The sequence below is a fragment of the Clostridium sp. OS1-26 genome (genome assembly GCF_030915445.1).
In the GTDB taxonomy this organism is placed as follows: domain Bacteria; phylum Bacillota; class Clostridia; order Clostridiales; family Clostridiaceae; genus Clostridium_AM.
The window spans coordinates 4,799,254-4,821,082 of record NZ_CP133264.1 but is presented as its reverse complement, the minus strand read 5'-3'; the positions used below and the strand labels follow the sequence as shown (position 1 = coordinate 4,821,082).

General features: G+C 32.0%; 18 protein-coding genes and 1 pseudogene. 15 read left to right on the top strand and 4 right to left on the bottom strand.

Going from position 1 to position 21,829, the window contains the following annotated elements:
* Positions 1-31 precede the first annotated feature (31 nt).
* Positions 32-421 carry a RidA family protein gene (locus RCG18_RS23825; protein ID WP_308038476.1) on the bottom strand — a complete coding sequence of 130 codons (390 nt, stop codon included), beginning with the start codon at positions 419-421 and terminating at the stop codon, positions 32-34.
* 220 nt (positions 422-641) lie between these two features.
* Between RCG18_RS23825 and RCG18_RS23820 the strand changes: the two genes are divergently transcribed.
* From RCG18_RS23820 to RCG18_RS23805, 4 genes are all read left to right on the top strand, one after another.
* The gene (locus tag RCG18_RS23820) at positions 642-2,120 is read left to right on the top strand and encodes a PLP-dependent aminotransferase family protein (protein ID WP_308038475.1); all 1,479 of its coding nucleotides are present in this window, start codon (positions 642-644) and stop codon (positions 2,118-2,120) included.
* A gap of 142 nt (positions 2,121-2,262) precedes the next feature.
* A complete protein-coding gene (locus RCG18_RS23815) occupies positions 2,263-3,174 on the top strand; it encodes a PhzF family isomerase (RefSeq protein ID WP_308038474.1) in 912 nt (303 codons plus the stop codon).
* 133 nt (positions 3,175-3,307) lie between these two features.
* Entirely contained in the window at positions 3,308-3,844 is a 537-nt protein-coding gene (locus RCG18_RS23810; RefSeq protein WP_308038473.1) for a flavodoxin family protein, read from the top strand.
* Between the two features lie 294 nt (positions 3,845-4,138).
* Positions 4,139-4,591 (top strand): GNAT family N-acetyltransferase, encoded by a 453-nt coding sequence (locus RCG18_RS23805; RefSeq protein WP_308038472.1) that lies wholly within the window; start codon positions 4,139-4,141, stop codon positions 4,589-4,591.
* Between the two features lie 284 nt (positions 4,592-4,875).
* On the opposite strand, the gene RCG18_RS23800 is transcribed toward RCG18_RS23805, so the two are convergent.
* On the bottom strand, positions 4,876-7,083 hold the full coding sequence (locus RCG18_RS23800) for a multicopper oxidase (protein ID WP_308038471.1): 2,208 nt from the start codon (positions 7,081-7,083) through the stop codon (positions 4,876-4,878).
* A gap of 158 nt (positions 7,084-7,241) precedes the next feature.
* On the opposite strand from RCG18_RS23800, the gene RCG18_RS23795 reads away from it, so the two are divergent.
* The 5 genes from RCG18_RS23795 to RCG18_RS23775 all read left to right on the top strand — a co-directional run bounded on the left by RCG18_RS23795 (position 7,242) and on the right by RCG18_RS23775 (position 16,038).
* Positions 7,242-7,451 (top strand): hypothetical protein, encoded by a 210-nt coding sequence (locus RCG18_RS23795; RefSeq protein ID WP_308038470.1) that lies wholly within the window; start codon positions 7,242-7,244, stop codon positions 7,449-7,451.
* 64 nt (positions 7,452-7,515) lie between these two features.
* Entirely contained in the window at positions 7,516-10,515 is a 3,000-nt protein-coding gene (locus RCG18_RS23790; protein WP_308038469.1) for a helicase C-terminal domain-containing protein, read from the top strand.
* Positions 10,516-11,206: 691 nt separating this feature from the next.
* Positions 11,207-12,601 carry an amino acid permease gene (locus tag RCG18_RS23785; protein WP_308038468.1) on the top strand — a complete coding sequence of 465 codons (1,395 nt, stop codon included), beginning with the start codon at positions 11,207-11,209 and terminating at the stop codon, positions 12,599-12,601.
* A 295-nt stretch (positions 12,602-12,896) separates the two neighbouring features.
* Positions 12,897-15,272 (top strand): cell wall-binding repeat-containing protein, encoded by a 2,376-nt coding sequence (locus RCG18_RS23780; protein ID WP_308038467.1) that lies wholly within the window; start codon positions 12,897-12,899, stop codon positions 15,270-15,272.
* Between the two features lie 40 nt (positions 15,273-15,312).
* Positions 15,313-16,038, top strand: coding sequence for a DUF1287 domain-containing protein (locus tag RCG18_RS23775; protein WP_308038466.1), 726 nt, complete (start codon positions 15,313-15,315; stop codon positions 16,036-16,038).
* A 107-nt stretch (positions 16,039-16,145) separates the two neighbouring features.
* On the opposite strand, the gene RCG18_RS23770 is transcribed toward RCG18_RS23775, so the two are convergent.
* Positions 16,146-16,715: a CD3073 family putative ECF transporter S component gene (locus tag RCG18_RS23770; protein ID WP_308038465.1), complete on the bottom strand. Its 570-nt coding sequence runs from the start codon at positions 16,713-16,715 to the stop codon at positions 16,146-16,148.
* 194 nt (positions 16,716-16,909) lie between these two features.
* On the opposite strand from RCG18_RS23770, the gene RCG18_RS23765 reads away from it, so the two are divergent.
* The 4 genes and pseudogenes from RCG18_RS23765 to abc-f all read left to right on the top strand — a co-directional run.
* Entirely contained in the window at positions 16,910-17,479 is a 570-nt protein-coding gene (locus tag RCG18_RS23765; RefSeq protein ID WP_308038464.1) for a CD3072 family TudS-related putative desulfidase, read from the top strand.
* Positions 17,480-17,700: 221 nt separating this feature from the next.
* Positions 17,701-17,982 carry a CD3324 family protein gene (locus tag RCG18_RS23760; protein ID WP_308038463.1) on the top strand — a complete coding sequence of 94 codons (282 nt, stop codon included), beginning with the start codon at positions 17,701-17,703 and terminating at the stop codon, positions 17,980-17,982.
* A gap of 114 nt (positions 17,983-18,096) precedes the next feature.
* Positions 18,097-18,390, top strand: a complete 294-nt coding sequence (locus tag RCG18_RS23755) for an ATP-binding cassette domain-containing protein (RefSeq protein WP_308038462.1) — start codon at positions 18,097-18,099, stop codon at positions 18,388-18,390.
* Between the two features lie 50 nt (positions 18,391-18,440).
* A pseudogene (gene abc-f / locus RCG18_RS23750) lies at positions 18,441-19,736 on the top strand (ribosomal protection-like ABC-F family protein); the annotation flags it as partial.
* A 63-nt stretch (positions 19,737-19,799) separates the two neighbouring features.
* Here abc-f and RCG18_RS23745 read toward each other — a convergent pair.
* On the bottom strand, positions 19,800-20,327 hold the full coding sequence (locus tag RCG18_RS23745; RefSeq protein ID WP_308038460.1) for a hypothetical protein: 528 nt from the start codon (positions 20,325-20,327) through the stop codon (positions 19,800-19,802).
* A 47-nt stretch (positions 20,328-20,374) separates the two neighbouring features.
* Between RCG18_RS23745 and RCG18_RS23740 the strand changes: the two genes are divergently transcribed.
* Both RCG18_RS23740 and RCG18_RS23735 read left to right on the top strand, forming a co-directional pair.
* Positions 20,375-20,500 carry a hypothetical protein gene (locus tag RCG18_RS23740; protein WP_308038459.1) on the top strand — a complete coding sequence of 42 codons (126 nt, stop codon included), beginning with the start codon at positions 20,375-20,377 and terminating at the stop codon, positions 20,498-20,500.
* 165 nt (positions 20,501-20,665) lie between these two features.
* Positions 20,666-21,805 carry an aldo/keto reductase gene (locus RCG18_RS23735; protein ID WP_308038458.1) on the top strand — a complete coding sequence of 380 codons (1,140 nt, stop codon included), beginning with the start codon at positions 20,666-20,668 and terminating at the stop codon, positions 21,803-21,805.
* Positions 21,806-21,829 lie beyond the last annotated feature (24 nt).

Here is a 21,829-nt window from a genome sequence, read left to right as displayed (position 1 = left end):
TATACAAGTATTTCCTATTATTATATCCGAGTTAATTATCAGAACATGCCCATGCGTCAATTTCCACTTTAAATGATGGATCAGCTAAAGAGACTACATATAGCATTGTCATGCAAGGGTTATGATCTTTTAGTATTTTTGAAATAGCTTCACGTCGCTTCGCATTGTCAAGGTTTCCGACCATATAAAATACTATTTTCACCAAATCCGTAACATCCATATTAGCTGCATGTAAGTTTCGAATAATATTATCCATAGCAATTTCTAATTGCTCTATCGGATCATCTGGAAGAACTCCATTCTCGTCTTTTCCAAGCTGTCCTGACATAACCAACCAACGATTCTGACCAGAAACCTCTATTTGATGTGTATAAGCTGCAACAGGTCCATGTACATTTTCAGGATTTCTAAATTTTTTCATACAATCACTCCTTCAAATATTTTAAAATAACTTATAGCATAATTATAAAACAGTTATATGTGTAACAGTCAAATAGTTAGTGTAACAGTTCTTTTTCTGTAAGCTCATTGTAAATTGTAATTATTCTAGTATTTGAAATTGAGTTTAGATATAATATATTCTATCACTTTCAATAAAAACTATAGTATAACTGTGTATAACATATTTGGAGGAATTTCCTATGAACATTAAGATTGATAGAAATGGCGTAATCACTATAGCTAAGCAATTATTTAATTTTTTTTCAGATAGAATTTTATCTGGACTTATAAAAGATGGTGAGCAATTACCTTCCATTAGAAGCTTGTCAAAAGAATTAAATGTTAGTCCAATGACTATAATTAAAGTTTATAATGAGCTAGAGGAAAATGGCTTGACAACCACAATACAAGGTAAAGGAACCTATGTTAATCAAAGAACTAATATTGAGAAGCTTAGTAATTTATCAAAGCAAAATGATTTTCAATGGCAAATGGCTATTCCTGACTATTTATCTAGATCTCAATTTAAATATTCTTCTAATTTAACCTATGCAAATGATTGCCGTAACCTGTCAATTGCATCACTAAATTATAAACTATTACCTACAGCAGCAATTTTGAGAGACTCATTAAATTTAAACCAAAATAATCTTAAGTTTCTTGCTCAATATCCTCCAGTTCAGGGTGATTATGAATTTAGAAGTGTATTAAGTGAATACTTAAAATCAAAAGAAATAATTACTACAGCTGAAAACATTTTAATTACTACTGGTTCTCAGCAAGGAATAAGTCTTATATCAGGTACATTTATTGGACCTGGGGACATAGTAGTTATGGAAGCTCCTACTTATCCCGGTGCTATAGATCTATTTAAAAGTAGAGGAGCAGTAATTTTAACTGTACCTGTTGACAATGAAGGTATGAGAACTGATATATTAATGAACTTATGTGATAATTACTCACCGAAAATTATTTATACTATGCCAAATTTTCATAACCCAACTGGATATAGTATGAGTCTTAAACGAAAGAGAGAACTTCTTGATATAGCTAAATATAACAACAGTATTATAGTTGAGGATGATCCTTGGAGTGAAATTTCATATAAAAAAGAAAAAGTTAGGTCAATAAAATCTATTGATACTGATGGACATGTAATTTATATAAAAGGGCTTAGTAAAATCCTTGGACCTGCATACAGATTAGCAGCTATTGTATCAGAGGGATCAATACTTTCAAGACTTATAACCGCTAAAGCTAATCATGATCTTGGAACATCTATGCTAAGTCAAAAGACAATTTTAGACTTTATTCAGTCAAATAAAGTCACATATTATATAGAAAATCTAAATAAAGAATTGTTAAAAAGACGTGATAGAGTAATTAATTTATTAAAGAATTATGCACCTTCAGGAACAAAATGGACTATACCTGAAGGCGGAATAAATATTTGGATTACTCTTCCTGAAAGTTTCAATGTAGAGAAACTATTGTATCACTGTATAACAACAAAGAATATTTTCTTTTTACCTGGAACTGTATGTTATCCTAATGAAGTGGAATTCAATCATCTTAGAATATGTTTTACTTATTTAGAAGATCTTGAAAATACTATAATAGAACTGTGTAAGCTTATGGAACTTCTAAATACAACTTTTACTCCACTTTCCAAAGAGTAAGTATCTAAGTAAAAAGTGCGTACTGGTATGTATATTCCAATAAGACTATAATTAATTATATAATAAATGGATATTAATTTCCTCGAATTAAAAAAATGAATTCTAATCTATAAGTTTATAACATCTTTAGAGGGGGAAAATCATGACAAGAAAATATAATTTATACCAAATTGATTCATTTACAAAGGAAAAATTCACAGGAAATCCAGCAGGAGTAATAACAAATGCAGATGGATTAACTGATTATGAAATGCAGAAAATAGCTAGGGAACTTAATAATTCTGAGACAGCCTTTATTTTCTCTTCAAATAGCCATGAATATGATGTTCATACACGTTTTTTCACTCCAACAAGTGAAGTACCAATCTGTGGACATGCTACTATTGCTGCCCATTATGCACGTGCTATTGAAAATGGACTCGATACTTCAAAAGTTTATCATAAAACAGGTGCTGGAATTTTGCCAGTTGATATAGTAAAAGAAAATGGGGATTATAAAATTGTTATGACCCAGGGGAAAATTGAGTTTGGTACTATTATTGATGGCGTAAATAAAAAAGAACTTCTAGCAGCACTTAATATAACAAAGAGTGATTTATTGGAAGACTATGAAATACAGATTGTTTCAACAGGTCATTCTAAAGTTATGGTTGGTATAAAAAGCAATGAAACTTTAAACACAATACAGCCGGATTTTGGCAGACTCTCTAAGCTGAGTAAGGTTATTAAATGTAATGGATATTATGTTTTTACGGTTAATTCACAAGATAGTGATATTTTAATACATGGCAGAATGTTTGCACCTGCAATAGGCATTAATGAAGATCCTGTAACTGGCAATGCAAATGGTCCTTTATGTGCATACCTTGTTCATCATAATCTTATTAAGCACAATAATTCTTTATTTAAATTCAAGGCTAAGCAGGGTGAAGCTATAAAGCGACCAGGTGTTATTGAAGTTGAAGTAAAGATAGAAAATGAAGAGCCTGTAGAAGTTAAAGTCTCTGGAAATGCTGTTATAATATTTAAATCTGAATTGTCATTAAATGATTAAAAAAGTCTGTATTATAACTGTTACTGAGATAGAGATTAATATATAGGGGTGTCTGTTGTTTCGTATAATTGAGTTAAGTCAGAGTTTTAAGAAATTGCTAAATAAAATTATATACACATTAGGAGGTATTGAAATGAAGGTATTGGTTTTAACAGGAAGTCCACATTCACAGGGAACTACAGCATTCCTTGCTGATGAGTTTTGTATTGGTGCAAAGGAAGTAGGTCATGAAGTAGTTCGTTTTGAAACAGCTAAATTAGATATTCATCCATGTATAGGTTGCTATCACTGTCGCAAGAACGAAGGAAGATGTGTATATGATGATGATATGTCAAAAATTTATCCACATCTATTGACAGCTGATGCAGTTGTTTTAGTAACACCACTCTACTATTTTGGTATAACAGCACAACTCAAGGGTGCTATTGACCGATTTTTTTCTGTTAATCCTATATTACATGAGACATCAAAAAAGCTTTTTTTAATTGCTGCTGGCAATGATAAGGATGATTGGGCAATGGATACTTTGAAAGCAAATTTTCATGCTATATGTAATTATCTTCACTGGCAAGAAGGCGGTATGGTCCTCGCTTTAGGAGCAAATACCAGAAAAGATGTAGAAAATAGCCAATACTCAACAATGGCAAGGAGCTTAGGAGCAGGTATATAATTTTACATAAAATCCTTTATTTATGCTACGATAGCTTGTATAATTATATTAATACATAAGGCCATGTTCGTTATGTATTGTAAAATGTTTTATCCGATGACTACCCGCTCTAATACTCCCTCGCACTCTGTGAAAGCGACTATCACCAAATCACAGATTTGGGATATCTGCTTTTCTCAAAGAGGGAGTAAATAGCGGCTACGTCCCTGGATTCGTTCAACTAAGAATCAGGTGGGGTTTTGAAACCCCATCTGATTCAAGTTTCCACTTCATATCATGAGAGGAGGAGATATAATGAGTAAAAATAATATCTCTATACAAAAGGCTCAAAAAGAGGACTATGATGAGCTGCGCAAGATTTTTTTAAAAACAAGACAGGAAAATTTTAATTGGATGGAATATGACAGTATAAAGCTAGAAGATTTTGATAGTAGCACGGAAGGGGAGTTAATATTAACAGCAAAAATAGGCAATGACATTGCTGGGTTTGTTTCAATTTGGGAAGAAGATAAATTTATTCACAATTTATTTGTTTCATCAAATTTTAAAAGGCGTGGAATAGGCAAAGCATTGATAGATCAGTCTGTAAAAGAAGTTGGATTACCATTAACATTAAAGTGCGTAAGAGCAAATGTAAATGCTTCAAATTTTTATTTATCTCAAGGGTGGACAATCGAGGAAGAAGTTATAGAAAACGAACCTTATTATTTAATGAAATATGAAGATACAAGTGTATTAGAAAAGTAATCACGATATGTAGTTTTATTAAATTATAACTTTCTATCATATAAAGTGTTTAATTTAGTTTAATGTGGGTATAATCTAATATGTGAGTATATTTTGTGATTCCCCTAAATATAAGGGCCGGTAGTTTATCTATCGGTCTTTTTATTATGTAATACCTTATGTTTCTTGTAATAAATACTGTATATCACGGAGAGATAAGAGCCTGGGAATTGCAGCAGGCAGAAGTACTGCATGAATAGATTATTCCAGACTCTAGCTCCAGTAAATTGAATTTATTCATAATTTTAATTTTTTCTGATACAAACTTTTATAATATCCTTTTCTACAAAATTATAAGCCAATGGATTACCAGTAAGAGGCTGTGTTCCAAAATTTCTGGTATGAGCAAAAACTTCACATAATATGGTTACGCCAGTAATAGTAAACTCATCGCCTTCATTAGCATCTTCACGGTAGATTAAACATTGGAAAGGAATATCATCTATAATTTCTTTTTTCTCTTCAAATCCATTATCTAAAGCAGCTGTATAGCTGATAGTTCTACGGATAAAGCCGCTGATAACAACATTCTCAGGGCACACATCTTCAACATTTGCATAAACAGTATTACTATGAATAATAGGAGCATCTTTCAGTGCAGGAGGAACCAATTGGGTACTTCCTTCCACTATAACCTGAGAACAAGTCTGAGGGTTGGCTACAGGGTTAGGGGAAGAGGTAACTTTAAGTGGTCTCATCATTTCATTATCTTCATGATCTAAGATATGACAATGCCACACATATCCAGGACCTGAAGTAGGATCAAATGGAAATAAATTAACTCCTGGTTTAACTATTTTAGGATTTGCATCTTGAGGTGCAAATCGAAGTTTAAGTCTAGTAACTTTTCCTGGGAGTGCGATGACAGTATCTTTCCATCCACGTTCATTCAAAGCAGGGTCAATTGGATTACCTGTTAGGAAAGGTTCTACAGACAGTGAAATTGTTGGATGCTGCAGAGGTGGCTCCCCATTAAGCTTAATCCATTCTTGGCTGTATTTTGTATTATCAAAGTTTTGACGATTTTCAATTTGAAATTGTATTAAGTGTACGTGGATAGGATGAGCACCATTTGTAAGGTTAACAATTTCCCATTCTACTGTTGATCCAACAATAGGCAATTCTGAAACTGGAGCATCCCACATCTGCCCATCTAATAGTAATTCAGTTGGAGCGGTTGCTCCCCCAACCACATTTAGAGTTAAGATTTTCTTTGGTACGTCTGGGACCAAGATAGGAATTTTATTCAATTCAGCCGGAAGCTTAGTTGGCGGAACCACAGGTGTACCAAGAACAGTAAACTGCATAATTTGTCCTACAGTATCTTTATCAGGCGCCTTACCATTAGGATAAGGATCATTAGCATTATTATTGAGAATAATAGTTGTTTCAGGCTGTAACATAGAAAAATCTATCAAAATGTCGGCACGCTCTCCCGATGAGAGTAATAGTTCAGTTAACGTTACTGGGAAAGGAAGGAAGCCTCCATCAGAACCAATTTGAATAAATTCCTGATTGTTTGAAAGCTTTAAATTGTAGGTTCTGTTATTCGATCCGTTTAGAATTCTAAATCTGTACTGTCTACGCTCTACATTTAAATTGGGCCATGCTCTTCCATTGACCATAATAGTATTACCTACAAAGGCTGGTCTCCAATAAGGATGAACATTAGGATCTACACCATTGCTTGGAAATAGTAATGAACCATCTTCATTGAATGAGCGATCTTGAATTACAATTGGAATTTCATATGGGCCGCTTGGAAGAAGCGGAGATATTTTATTGTTTGGATCTTCTATTAAATAAAATCCGGCAAGACCAGCATAAACATTGAGACGTGTAGTTCCCAGTGCATGGTCATGATACCAAAGTGTAGTTGGTTCTTGTTTGTTGGGATAGGTATAACGAGTCTTTGAAAATTCTGGCCCCGTTTTTTCCTCCCCAGCCGTAAACCAAGTATTCGGACCACCATCAGAATCAGATTGAACCTCTCCGCCATGTAAGTGCGTAACAAGAGGAACTGGACTCTGTGCTAAAAGATATCCTCGTGGAAAAGGTAAAAATGGCAGTGTTGGCGTTGGCATATCATTTGGATTCGCCCAATGTATGGTTGGGTCCACTGCAAAGGGATTTGGTTCAGTGATATTATTTACCCACTGTACATTACTTGGAATTCCTCGAACTGCTTTAAAAGTAGGTCCTGGTGAACTACGGCAGCAATAAGCTTTACCTGTATTTGGATCCTCAACATTACCTTCATAACCCCACACAGTTGTTTTAGGGAATGTAGGCGGAAGTATCTGCTGCTTAAATTGAGTCATACTAATAGTATAATTATAGCTTATCTCCTCACCTGTAACCGGATCTTTTACAATTACAGGCTTATATACTGGAGGAATAAACAATTGATTTACATATTTAGGAATAGAGCTTGGATCTAATGGTTTTATCATATCTATAATCTCCTTTTCTATAAAATTATGAAAGGATATTCGTCTATAGCTCTGTTATATTTGTACTAGGCTTGTTCATATTTTGCAGCAAAAGAAGATATAACTTTATCTGATAACTCTTTTGTTCAAAAAGAATTACCTTTCTGTTGGTATAATATATGTTTGCCAAATCATACGGTTACAATCATTTTATATCATTCTCAAATGTCAAAATGAATTTATTTTCTATAATATCGGAGGCAAATACTCTTGGTTTAATTAGTAGAAGGCTAAAAGAAGAAGTATATTCAAAAGATGCGTTAAAAGAGTATTTTGGCGAGCTTTTATTAATCTTAAAAGTTAATATTGAAGAAACATATATGTTATAATACCCTTAGACTTTATGCAAATGTTACAAGCATAAAACAGTTAACTACTTACTAAGGAGAATATATGAAACCCTACAGTATATTAAATAACGTAATATTTTTAGATATAGAGACCACTGGTACTGATGACAAAATTATAAAAATCTGTGCTGTTAAAATAAAAGATAATGTTGTTACAAACTTCAGCACTTTAGTTAATCCAAATAGATTAATAGCACTAAGCATTTCTGATCTTTTGAGAGGAATTACACAAAAAGAACTAGACAGTGCACTGCAGTTAAAAGATGGAATTAAGAAACTATTACTCTTTATTGAAGACCTTCCATTAGTATGTCATAATAAAGCCTTTGAAGGAAGTTATCTTAACATAGATAATGAATTTTTAGATTTAGTAGAACTTCTTGCCATCCTTTTTCCAGAGCTTACAGAGTTTAATCTTCAATATTTATTAAAGAAGTTTATTCATAATTACAAAGAGGAGAATTGTAGAGCTCTTAGTTATGCAGAAGATATAATAATGATGCTTAATTATGCAATAAGCAGCTTTTACTATGAAAATGGTTACTCGCTGCCTATGAGCATTACGGAACTAGAAGCATGGAACTGGTATAAGCATCTTACAAAGGTAAATATGGAGAATGTAAAATACTTCATAGAAAATGAACCTATTGAACCCCAAAAGAAAGTTGCTGAGCCATATCCTGTTTTTGCACTGAAAGATTATGAAAAGCTTTTTGAGCATGAAGAGATTTGGAGGAGAAATGGAAGGAGCTATACCTTAAGGCCGCAGCAGAGGGATGCATCAAAATTTATAAAAGAAGGACTGGAAAAAGGCAGGATTACAATAATGGAAGCACCAACAGGACTAGGAAAAAGCATGGCTTATTTGCTTCCATCTTCCATATATACATATATTAAAGAAGAAAAAGTTATTATATCTACTAATACAAAGGGATTACAAAATCAGCTGGTAGAAAAGGACATACCTAATCTTTTAGAAGCATTAAATATAAAAAGAGATGTAAGCTATACTTTAATAAAGGGAAAAAATAATTATCTCTGCTTTGACAGGTTTGGGGATATAGAATATCCCAATAATATGAAAACTCTTATTGGTTATGTTTATTTAAAAAGGCTCATACTAGAAAAGGGCATTGGAGATCTAGAAGAAATAAGCTCTATTATAAGAGAAAAGTTTAATTTAGATTTCTTGATAAATCAGTGCAATTGTGACTCAGAACTTTGCGATGTAGGAGTCTGTAAATATAAAGATCGGTGCTATTACGCATCAAAGGTTGAGGCATTAAAGGAGTCTCAGCTTATTGTTGTTAATCATTCCTTATTATTAAAGTGGCCCTATAAAAGTATCGTTCCTCTTGAAAATATTGTGGTGGACGAAGCTCACAATCTCACTCAGGAATCCTATGATGCTTTTGAAAGTACTTTGGTTTCTCATGAGTTTGAAAGATATATAAAAGAGATATATAACAGCGCAGAAAAAAGTGGGTATCTATATTATTTATCAAGAAGAACTAAAAAGGATACTTTGCCTTTAAGCGAGATAGAATCATGGATAGAGCAGTGTATAAATCAAATTGCAAATATCAAAGCTGCCTTTGAAAACTATGTATCGGAAAGTGGCATAAGCAAGGATTACAATATCAAGGAGCATTTAGATAAAAGCAATCCTAAGCTAGCAACCATAATAAAATACTTAGAATATCTTAAGGAGAATTTAAGCAACTTAAATATAAACTTAGAGAAAGCGACTTCTGTTTTAAAGGAAATATCTAACCTTGAAAAGGATAAACGGCTTAAAATACTAATAGAAAAAGTAGAAGTTATAAATAGCTATAGCAGGCTCTTAGAGGATGTAATACTTCAAAGTGAAGAAGGCTATTGTTTTTACTTTGAAGTAGATAAATTTTTTAAGTGGTGGAAGATATCCAGTATACCTTTAGATGTATCTGGTGCTTTTTATGAAAAAGTTCTAAGCGGAGCTAAGAGCTGCCTTTTTGTGTCTGCAACTCTAAGTACAGATAATGGCTACAATAGTTTAAAAAACACCCTGGGAATAAATATTGCAAAGTCTCAAAATAAAGAAATAGTAGAGGTTCCTCCTATAAAACCTGTGTTTGACTATAAAGGTAAGAGTGCAATATATGCTATAGAGAATATTGATCCTAATAATACAGATACTTTTTCAGAAGAAATGAAAAAGTTTATTATAGAGCTTTTATCTAATGTTGAAGGTAATATTATTATTCTCTTTACCAGCAGGAAAAGACTTGAGGCTTTTAAAGAAGAGGCTTCAGAAAATTTAAAGGCTTTAGGGATAAGCGTTGTAGAGGGCAAAAAAGATATAGAAAAATTGAGATCCAGGGAGGAAAGATATATTTTACTAGGTTCAAAGGGATATTTTGAAGGAATAGATATTCCTGGAGACACCATGACCACTGTAATTTTAGATAAAGTGCCTAATATCAACAGTAAGGAGCCCTTTTATAAGTCTTTAATAGAAAATCAAGTTGAAAGAGGAAAAAACTATTGGCAGGCTTATGCAAAGGTGAATTTTCCAATTGTATCTATAGATTTGAAGCAGATTTATGGAAGAATTATAAGAACCGAATATGATTATGGTGCCTTATTTATTATGAGTAAATTTGAAAGCAATAACTCCACAGTAAAAAAGCTTGAAAATCAGCTTCATGGAGTCCCTATTATAAGAAAAGATGGAGATGAAATCTTTAGAGATTTAAAGATGAGGGTGGCAAGGTGGAAACAGATAAACCTCTATAAGATAATGAAGGAAGTTAAGCATACTTTAAAGAATGCTATTTCAGAGGAAAAGATGTTTCAGAAGACTATGACACTGAAGGAAATTGAGGAGTTTATAAATGCATTTATGTCCTTAGAGTATAGCAAAAGAAATTTGAAGTACGATGTAAATATTTATTTAGTTAATGGAGTAAACATTTATATTAATGGCGAAGCATTAAAGTTGAATGAAGCAAACAGAATTAAAATAACTCAGTATTTTAAAGATATTATTTTCATGCACTGATTGTAGTATAAGTGTTTAAATTTTAAAACTATTTTAATAAAATTTAATGTTGTTGGGAAATTTTTATTAAATTAATTAATATTAATCGAGCTTTAGTAATATGAAAATAATAATTTTATGTAAAAATTGTTTGATACATTAATTATTATTGAATTCTATATAAGCGTCTGAATTCTTTAACTAAAGTGCAACTTTAGCGATATACGTCTTAATGAAAATCACAAAAGCAGAAGTAAAGAATGCTATGGATGTTATAAATAAATCTAATGCAGTTTAAAAAATCAGGTACAAGAATTGAATGATTCTTGTACCTGATTTTTTTACATATTTTTTATCACAGCATATAGATTTTCGACATAATTGTATAAAAGTTAATTTTCTCCTTATCATTCGTGTGATTATTGACAATATTGAAATAATTATATAAAATGAAGAAAGAATATTTTTGAAATTGCATAATTTTAAAATCAAAGCATAAAAAAACAGACAATTAATTTAAAATTGAATATCGTGAAAAGTAGAATTGCTTTCTTTGATATAAGTTTTAATTCGTTCATAAAGGATACTTCACAATATATATTCAATAGTGAGTGTTGGAAATCCTTTTTGATATAGCTTGAAAAGCCTCAAATCCTAACAGGTTTAGGGTTTCAAAAGCATTTAATTTTTTTATAAGGGAAGGGGTAGTGAAATGAGTAACGAAGTTCAAACTCAAACAGGCGAAAGCCTAGAACGTGGCCTTGAAGAAAGACACATTAAAATGATGGCAATCGGTGGAGCTATCGGAGTTGGTTTGTTCCTAGGATCAGCAACAGCTATTAAGGCCGCAGGTCCAGCTATATTACTTACATATGCCGTTGCAGGAATAATCATATTTTTTATCATGCGTGCCCTTGGGGAAATGGCAGTTGAACATCCAGTTGCAGGTTCTTTTAGTGCATATGCAAACGACTACGTAAGTCCTCTTGCAGGATATCTAACAGGTTGGACATACTGGATAATGTGGGTTGTAACTTGTATGGCAGAAGTTACAGCAGTAGGTATTTACATAAACTTCTGGTTTCCAAACGTACCACAGTGGGTGTCAGCGCTTATTGCTGTTTGTTTACTTACTGTTGTAAACTTAACTGCAGCTAAAGCATTCGGAGAAATCGAATTCTGGTTTGCACTTATAAAAGTTGTTACAATAATTGCTATGATTGCAATAGGTATAGCTATGATAGCGTTTGGATTGGGAAATAAAGGGGTACCAATTGGTATTTCAAACCTTACTGCTCACGGTGGTTTCTTCCCTAAAGGAATCATGGGTCCTATATCAACATTGACTATGGTTTCCTTTGCTTTCGTAGGAGTTGAGCTTATCGGTGTTACAGCTGGAGAAGCAAAAAATCCTGAAAAAGTAATCCCTAAAGCTATAAACAGCGTTTTCGTGAGAATAATGATATTCTATATTGGTGCATTGTTTGTTATAATGTCACTTTATGCTTGGGACAGCATAGGAACAACAGGAAGTCCGTTTGTTCTTACATTCTCCAAACTTGGTATAGCTGCAGCCGCTGGTATCATAAACTTCGTTGTACTTACAGCAGCGTCATCATCATGTAACTCAGGTATATTCACAACTGGTCGTATGCTATACAACCTTTCACTGCAAGGACAAGCACCTAAGTTCTTCTCAAAGCTTAGCAAAACTAACGTACCTAAGAATGCAATACTTGCTTCAGTAGCATTTATGTTAATTGGAGTTATATTAAACTATGTTGCTCCTGGTAAAGCATTCACTTATGTTACAAGTGTAGGAACATTTGCAGGTATATTTGCTTGGTTCATGATTGTTTACACTCAGATTAAATTCAGAAAGAGTCTTACACCTGAACAGGTTAAAAAATTGAGGTTCAAAACAGTACTTTATCCAGCTTCAGGCATCATCACTATGATATTCCTAGTTGGCGTATTTGTTTCTATGTGCATGGGTGAAGATACAAGAATTCCAGCTATAGTTGGAGTTGCATGGATAGTGGTTCTAGTTGCTGCTTGGTATGGAAGTGGATTAAATAAAAAGAAAGCTACTAAACTGCTTAGTTAAGCTGTTTGGTTACTATGCAACTGTATTAAATAAAAATACTAATAATAATTATTAAGTTAAAAGATACGGGCTGTTTCAAAACTAATTATTTAGTTTTGAAACAGCCATTTTTACTTCAGTAACTACAAGTAAGTGGAATTGTCTATAAAGGATTGTAAAATTGTTGAAATTTGTTTATACTTCTAATATATTGTATATTATTTTTAATGAATTTTTGTATCACTGGATAAATGAATAAGAGCGCATTCCCTGACCATGGGATTGCGCTCTTAGCAAGCTATAAGGAGGACGAGAAATGAAAAGTAAATTATTAATCATGTCATGTATTTTAGGGACAAGTTTGTTTGCTTCTGGCAGTGTATTTGCAAAAAATAATATTAATATTGACAGGTTAGCAGGACAAGATAGATATGGAACAAGCAATGCTATAGTTTCCCAAGGATGGATACAATCGGATTATGCTATTTTAGTAAATAGTCAAAACTTTCCTGATGCAATAACTTCTTCACCTTTAGCTAAAAAGTATAATGCACCTATTCTTTTAACTGATGCCACTAATTTAACTGATTCTACAAAAGAAAAAATACAAGACCTAGGTGTTAAAAATGTGTTTATTATCGGTGGTTTAGGAGTTGTAAATTCCAATGTAGAAAATAAGCTTAAAAGCATGGGGATTAATGTAAAACGAATATGGGGACAAGATAGATATGAAACTTCTGTTAAAGTAGCAAAAGAATTAGGTACTTCTAAAGGAGTGTTTGTTGTAAATGGAGAACATTATGAGGATGCACTTTCAGCGGCTCCAATTGCAGCTAAGCTACAATATCCTATAATATTAGTAGAACAAAACAATGTTCCTGATACAGTTAAAAACTATGTAAATAGTCAAATAAAAACTAATAATGGAGAAGTAAATGTTATAGGTGGACAGGATGTATTAGCCAGCGGTGTAGTAAGTACATTAAATCCTACTAAAACTTATAATCAACTAACCAAATATGAGAGAAATTTGGCTTTAATAAGTAGCTATAAGGCACAGTTAGAATTAAATAAAGTTTACATAGCTAGTGATAAAGGATTTGCAGATGCTCTTTCTGGTTCAGCGTTAGCAGGTAAGAATGGAAACCCAATAATATTGGTAGGAGACAGTAATCAAATGGATGTAAATAGTTTTATTAACAATAATAATGTAAGTAATATAAATGCATTAGGTGGAATTGGAGTATTAAGTGATAATGCTGTTAATATTGTTACAGGAAATACGAATGCAACAAATGGTACTGAAACAAATATTAATGATGGAAATCTTTTTGTTTATTCAACATCAAGTGATTTTGCCGATAATGCTGCTAGCTTAGAGGATGTTGAAATTTCTAACAATATAGGTGATGGAGCAATAGTACTTAAATCGGATAAGCTAAAGGGTGTTTACACATCAAATATAATAGGTACAAGTCAATTTAATTATTTTGTACCTTCCTGGGATAGTGATACTCCCGAGGGAACTTCAATTCAAGTTGAAGCAAGGGTGTTTGTAAAAACTTTGGACGCTAATGGAGTATGGAGTGAAAAGTGGTCAAACTGGCTTTCCTGGGGAAGCTGGGGGACATTTATAAAAAGAGCCTCTGGTACAGGTGTTACTGATGAAACAGCAGCTTATGTTGATACGGATACTTTGACTATAAAGGGTGGTAGTGGGGAAACTGCTAGTAAAATTCAATATAGAATAACATTAAATACTAATAAATCAGGAGTAACTCCTTCAGTTCGTTTAATATCAGGGACAATAAGGAATACTCTTCCTGGTCAAGGGGTTAATAAAGTATTTTCTGATAACCCAGATTTATCTAACTTGAAAGTCCTTGATGTACCACAATTTTCTCAGATGGTCAGAGAGCCTTCAATAGCTAATTCTATATGTAGTGCAACCAGTATTGCTATGATATTAAATTATTATGGAACAAATATATTACCTGAACAATCTGCTTGGGGTGTATATGACTATAAATATGACGGCTTTGGAAATTGGCCCTTCAATACTGCTTATGCCTCAAGCTTTGGGTATAAGACTTATGTTGATTATTCAACAATAGAAGGCTTAAAGAGAGAGATTTATTATGGACATCCTGTTGCAGTTAGCGTGCAGTATAAAAATAGTGCAGATGTAAAGGGAAATTTGCCTGTTGTAGATGGTGCACCAATAGAATCAACTAATGGTCATCTGATTGTTGTATGCGGCTTTACAAAAGAAAATGGAACTGACTATATAGTAATCAATGACTCAGCTGCCGCTAATAATGAGGGAGTTAGAGTAAAGTATAAACTTGATCAATTTAAAGAGGCTTGGGCAAGATCGGGAAATGTGGCTTATATTATTCGTGAAAAGGAGAATGGAGCTGGTTATGGAGCTCCTGTTAAGCTTGATGGTGAGCTTGTTGCGAGTTCTGGAGACAAAAATGAATATATACTAAAATACAATGGTAATGTTATGGATATAAGTAATAATAATGTAAAAACAATAATGATGACATCAGATGGTGGCAAGACATATAAGTATATAGCTCCATCAAAAAAATCAACGATTACAGTAAAAGATAATGAAAAAATCATCCCAACTAACTATATATTCATTACTGGAGAAGGGAAATCATATTCTGCAGAGATAAAATAACTTGCATTCAAAAGTCAATAAAAGGGACAAGGGGGTAAAAATGAGAAAAAAGTTTTTTGTAATATTTTTAGCTTTGATATGTTTAATTACTATAGGTTTTAAATTTTTTACACAGAAAAATGCCTTGTACAGTAAAAATATAACAAATATACAAATTAAAAATACAGCTAGTGAAAAGAAGAGTGAAACAATTGACGAAAAGTTAAAGAAAAAAATAGTATTAATAAATTCAGATAAAGACAAAGATGGTATAAAAGATCAGGAAGATATAGTTCTTGGAGCAAGAAAAGAAGCAAATAAGAAAGTAAAATATAAAGGGGACTATTATGTAGGTGGATATCCTCCGGAGAATGAAGGAGTATGTACTGACTTAGTATGGAGAGCCTTTAAAGATGCAGGGTATAATCTAAAAGATATGGTAGATGAGGATATAAGAAATCATACTAGTGATTATAAGAGAGTTGAGGGAAAACCAGATCCTAATATAGATTTTAGAAGAGTGCCTAATCTTTATGTATATTTTAAAAAATATGCAACTAGTCTTACTATTGAATTAAAACCTAATGATATAGAGAATTTAAAGGAATGGCAGCCGGGGGATATCATAACCTTTGATCACAGTGAGCACATAGCTATAGTTTCTGATAAAAGGAGAGCAGATGGGGTTCCGTATATAATACATAATGCACCGCCTTATGCTAGAGAAGGTGATGAAATTATGTACTGGATGCCAAAAATAACAGGTCATTTTAGATTTCCAAAATAAAGTCTCAAAGTTTAATGGTTAGCAAGGCGTACCTAAGGTACGCCAAGGGCCTTCAGGAATTTTATGAGCGCAGCAAATTTACTCTACCTAAAGGTATAGGAGTAGAATTAAGCAGACAAATTATTATCTATTTTTGGCCTGTATTCAGCAGGAAGTTTTTTTATCAAAGCCCAAACCAAAACTGATGATATAACCTTGTCTATAATATTTCCTGTAATTCTTGGAATAAAGGCTGAAGTGAAAATATCTGCACCAGATTTTCTAAGCCAGAATACTAAAAAGTCATTTCCAGAACCTGTAACCCCTCCATATAGCCAAACAGCAATAGGAGAACCTATTAGTGGGCAGACAACTGAAAGAATAAGTCCTGTTACCACAGCTGTGATTATGCCGTAGCCATATTTTTTAGCTATGTAGCCTACTAATAATCCGACAACTACGTTTACTAAGAAAAACGGAATATCCTTAGGACTAAAAATCATTCCTGTAATAATATTAGACGCTGCACCAACAGCAGCACCATACCAAGGACCAAAATATACTGCAGCAAAGATTGTGCCTATTGTGTCAAGAAAAATTAGAGGGATTTTTAGTTGTCCAACTAATGTTCCTAATACAATATTTATTGCAGCTGCAAATGCACAAAGTATAAGAGCAAAGGTTTTTTTATTTTTCATGTTTTTACCTCCGTTTTACATCGGTGTATAATTATTGCATTTAGTAAAGTATAATATAATAATTTTGAAAATTAAAATAGATATTATTTATAATACTAGATTAGTCTATTTAGAAAAATGATAGAAAAGTTTTTAATTTTTGAAACTAAACTATCCTAGATGTTGTATGATATTTGGTAAAGGGGATGAAGCTTATGAAAAGAACAAAAAATATTGTAATTTTAAGTCACTGTATATTAAATGTTAACTCAAAAGTAGAAGGATTATGTGAATTTGGCAACATATCCAATAGATTAATAAAATATTTAATGGACAATGATTATGGAATAATTCAACTTCCATGTCCCGAACTTACCATGTACGGTATAAAAAGATGGGGACATGTTAAAGAACAATTTGAAAATCCATATTATAGAAAACATTGTAGAAAGTTATTTGAGCCAATACTAGAACAAATAGAAGATTATATTAGTAATGGATACAAAATAGAGACACTGATAGCTGTAAAAGGCAGCCCCAGTTGCGGACATAATTTAACATGCTCTTCACCTGTATGGGGAGGAGAATTTATGGGTAAGGAAGATATTGAAAAAAAGATAAACGATTTAAAGACTATAAATAAGTCAGGTGTCTTTATGGAAGAAATAGAACAGATGCTGATTAAGAAAAATATAAAAATAAATATTATAGATATGGATGAAGAAAATGAAGATATAACCATGAAGAATATAACAGAGTTGTTAGGTAACATAGAGATAAAATAAGCTCCATCAAAAGGCAATCGATAAGGAGTTTGCATACTATGTTTCTCTCTTTCAAAAATTGGTTTATTTGTGATATAATACACATAAATCGTTGAAAGGTAGGTTAAGAGTTATGGGAGTAGGAACATTTCGTGCATAGCAAAGGCTATTGCACTATATAATTAAATATTGTATATAGCCTTTGCAAGTCCTAAACAATTTATTATTTAGGAGGTATGCAAATGGGCTATGTTAAAGCTGACGAAGTATTGCCAATAGAAATATTAAAGCAAATCCAGAACTATGTTCAAGGTGAAATAATATATATTCCTAAGGAAACATATAATAAAAAATCTTGGGGAGAAAATACAAATACAAAAGAAATATTGAACAAACGAAACGAACAAATTTATGAAGATTATAAAAAGGGATTTTCTGTTCTTGAGCTTTCTGAAAAATATTTCTTAGTTGAAGAAAGTATAAGGCGAATACTTAGAAAAAAAAATAAAGAAAATTCTTATTAGTAAAAAGTGTGTTGTGCGTACAACACGCTTTTTTTATAAACATTTATGTTGTAGTAACAAGTAAAACAACTTGTTAAAATTAGATACAGATATTCACATAATGGGAGGTGCAAGATGGTGATTCTTGAAATGGAAAACATACAGAAAAGCTTTGGGGAAAATATATTGGTTCATTTCTCTAAATTAGTAATCAATAAAAACGACCGTATTGGTCTTATAGGACTAAATGGAAGTGGAAAAACTACTCTGCTGAAAATAATTTCAGGTGATACTGATATAGATACTGGCATAGTAAAAAAATATGGAGAAATTTCTTATTTCAAACAATTTGATACCTTTAATAACACAGCAGAAAGAAAATTATTAAAAGAATTTGAGGTTCAAAAAAAGAGGATGATAACTTTGTAAGTGGTGGCGAGAAAACTCGTTTACGACTTGCAGAAGCACTTAGCAAATCGGTACATTTGATTTTATTAGATGAACCTACCTCTAATCTTGATTTAAATGGAATTGAATTATTAAAAAATAAGTTATCTAATATAGATTCTTTTGTGTTGATTACCCATGATACGGAATTACTCAATCAAGTGTGCAATCGTATCATAGAAATTAGAAATAACACATTATACGATTACCAAGGGAATTTTGATGATTATAAAACACAAAAAGAATTAGAACTTGAAACTCAAAAAAGTGAATATTTAAATTATATAATAGAGAAAAAAAGGTTAGAAGAAGCTTATGTAAACAAGAAAGAAAAAGCAGCAAAAATAACAAAAAAGCCAAAAAAGATTAGCAATTCAGAATATAAAACAAGAAATTATGTAGCCACAAGTAGGTCAAATGATGGCAGGCAAAAAAGTATGCAGAAATCAGCTAAAGCTATTCAATCAAGATTAGAACATTTAGAAGTAAAAGAGAAACCAATTAAGCAAGCACAAATAAAATTAAATTTTAGCTTAACTAATCCACCTAAAAATAGAATTATCATAAGATCAGATAACTTGTCATTTTCATATTCTAATAAGACAATTTTTAAAGATACCTCATTTATGATAAAAAATGGAGAAAAAATAGCTATAATTGGGGAAAACGGAAGTGGGAAAACTACTTTATTAAAACTTATTGAAAAGAGATTTCCTTCTATTCAAATTGTACCTAAAGTCAAGATTGGATTTGTTTATCAAGAATTTGAAAATTTGAGTGAAAAAAAGACTATTTTAAAGACTGTTATGGAAAGTAGTATTCAAACAGAAAGTGTTGTTAGAAATACTTTGGCAAACTTGCTATTTAACGATTATGATATAAATAAAACTGTTTCTGTTTTGAGTGGTGGAGAAAAAATCAGATTATCTCTGGCAAAACTATTAGTTTCAGAGGTTAATGTCCTTATTCTTGATGAACCTACTAACTATTTAGATGTTCCATCAGTAGAAGTATTGGAACGTGTATTGAAATACTATGAGGGAACAGTAATTTTTGTATCCCATGACAAAAGATTTATAAATACATTGGCTACTAATATTTTCGAACTATCCGAACAGAAAATAAAATATTTTGATGGTAGCTTAAAGGATTATAATAGCTATAAGTTAAATAGAAAAAATGTTGTTCCAGCAGAAAAAACATTACTTGAGCTAAAAAGAATACAAATAGTAGAAAAAATATTATCAGCAACACCTGATGAAAAAGAAAAATTAGACAAAGAATACTTTGAAATAGTTAAACAACTAAGTATGCTTCAAAACAAATAAGGAAGTGAAAGTTAATTTTCCCTCACTTCCTTTGCTTTATAAATTCAATAGAGTAACAATTTATTACTTTTGATCTTCAAATCCATTTCTGATAACTTTATATTCACCAGTTTCCACATTTAAATCATAAACGCTAAAATTTGTCTTTATATCAAATCCGTCATAATGCACAGCAATGTTTAGTGAGGCTGAGCCTTCTTCACCACTTACTATTCGGTGAAAAACTCCTTTTGACCAAACTAAAATTGCGCCGCCTTCATAAATAAGTTCTCCATTTTTTAATATTTTATCAGGAGTTACAGTAAAGTGTTCTACTTTACCATGTTCTTTAGTATAAATGTCAACTTCTCTACGACCATGAAGAACTATTAAATTGTCATCTTGATGTTGGTGCATATACCATGGGTGATCCACATCTCCTACTGGACCAGGTGAAACTGCTGCTTTTTTATGGATTACTCTATCAATAGAATCAATCTTTGAAACCATATCCATAGGAAATAAATCAAAAGTTACACCTGGTGTATTACGAAAATTTCTTAGCTTAATGATTTTATACATGCCTTTAACTTCTTCAATGATGTTTGACATAATAACTCCTTTCTAATATAGGTTATTATTAATAAGGTTCTAGAATTATGGAAAGACATAGACAATACTTATGCAAAGTCTTTAGTACTTCAAAATTATATGCAAAATCTTCAAAATACATACCAACTATATTTGTAAAGCAGTTTAAGGATAGCGGAGTAGCAGGAGAATAAAATGTTTTTCTAATAAGATATCGGTCAATTTAGTAGTATCTGAAAAAGTACTTGACTTGGAGTTAACTCCAAGTGGTAGAGTTTATATAGCAGGAGTGAACGCACTTGTCTGCATTAACAAAATTATTCCAGAAAATAAGTAAAAATCAAGGGGGAAATATAGATATGGAAAAGAAAAAATTAGGATTTGGATTTATGCGTTTACCAGTAAAGAGTCAGGATGATCCAGAAAGCATTGATATGGATACATTAAATAAAATGGTAGATACTTTTTTAGAAAGAGGCTTTACTTATTTTGATACAGCTTATATGTATCATATGGGTAAGAGTGAGATAGCTATTAGAGAGGCTTTAGTAAAACGACATAATAGAGATAGTTTCACCTTAGCGACAAAATTACCAACAATGTTTTTAAAAACAAAAGAGGATCAAGAAAGAATTTTTAACGAGCAGTTAGAAAAATGTGGTGTAGATTATTTTGATTACTATCTTCTTCACAATCTTGGTGTAACAAATTATGAGACAGCAAAAAAATTTGATAGTTTTGCATTTGTTCAGGAAAAGAAAAAAGAAGGGAAAATTAGACAGGTTGGATTTTCTTTTCATGATAATGCGGATTTATTAGATGAAATTTTGACAGCACATCCGGAAGTAGAGTTTGTTCAATTACAGATTAACTATTTGGATTGGGATAATGAGAGCATTCAATCAAGGAAATGCTACGAAGTAGCAAGAAAACATAATAAACCGGTTATTGTTATGGAACCTGTTAAAGGCGGTACCCTTGCGAAAGTGCCTGAAAAAGCAGAGCAATTATTTAAAGAATATCATCCTAATATGTCTATACCATCCTGGGCTATTCGTTATGTTGCAAGCCATGAGGGAATTATGATGGTATTAAGTGGGATGTCTAGCATGGAGCAGTTACTGGATAACATAGGATATATGCAAGAGTTTAAGCCTTTTGTACAGGAAGAATATGATATTGTAAAAAAGGCTGTGGAGATTATTAACGAGGCAATTGCTATTCCATGTACAGCTTGCCAGTACTGTGTAGAGAAATGTCCGAAAAACATAGATATTCCGAAGTATTTTGCATTATACAATACAGAAAAACAATCTTTGAAGACCGCGTTTTCTATACAAAGACTATATTACGATAACTATACAAAAACACGTGGTAAGGCATCAGAATGTATCGGATGTAAGCAGTGTGAAAGAAGTTGTCCACAGCATATTGAGATCACAAAAGGTTTAAAGGATGTGGCTGATACCTTTGAAACAGAACTTCCTCCCCGCAGATAGAAATTATTTTTAATTCAGAGAAAA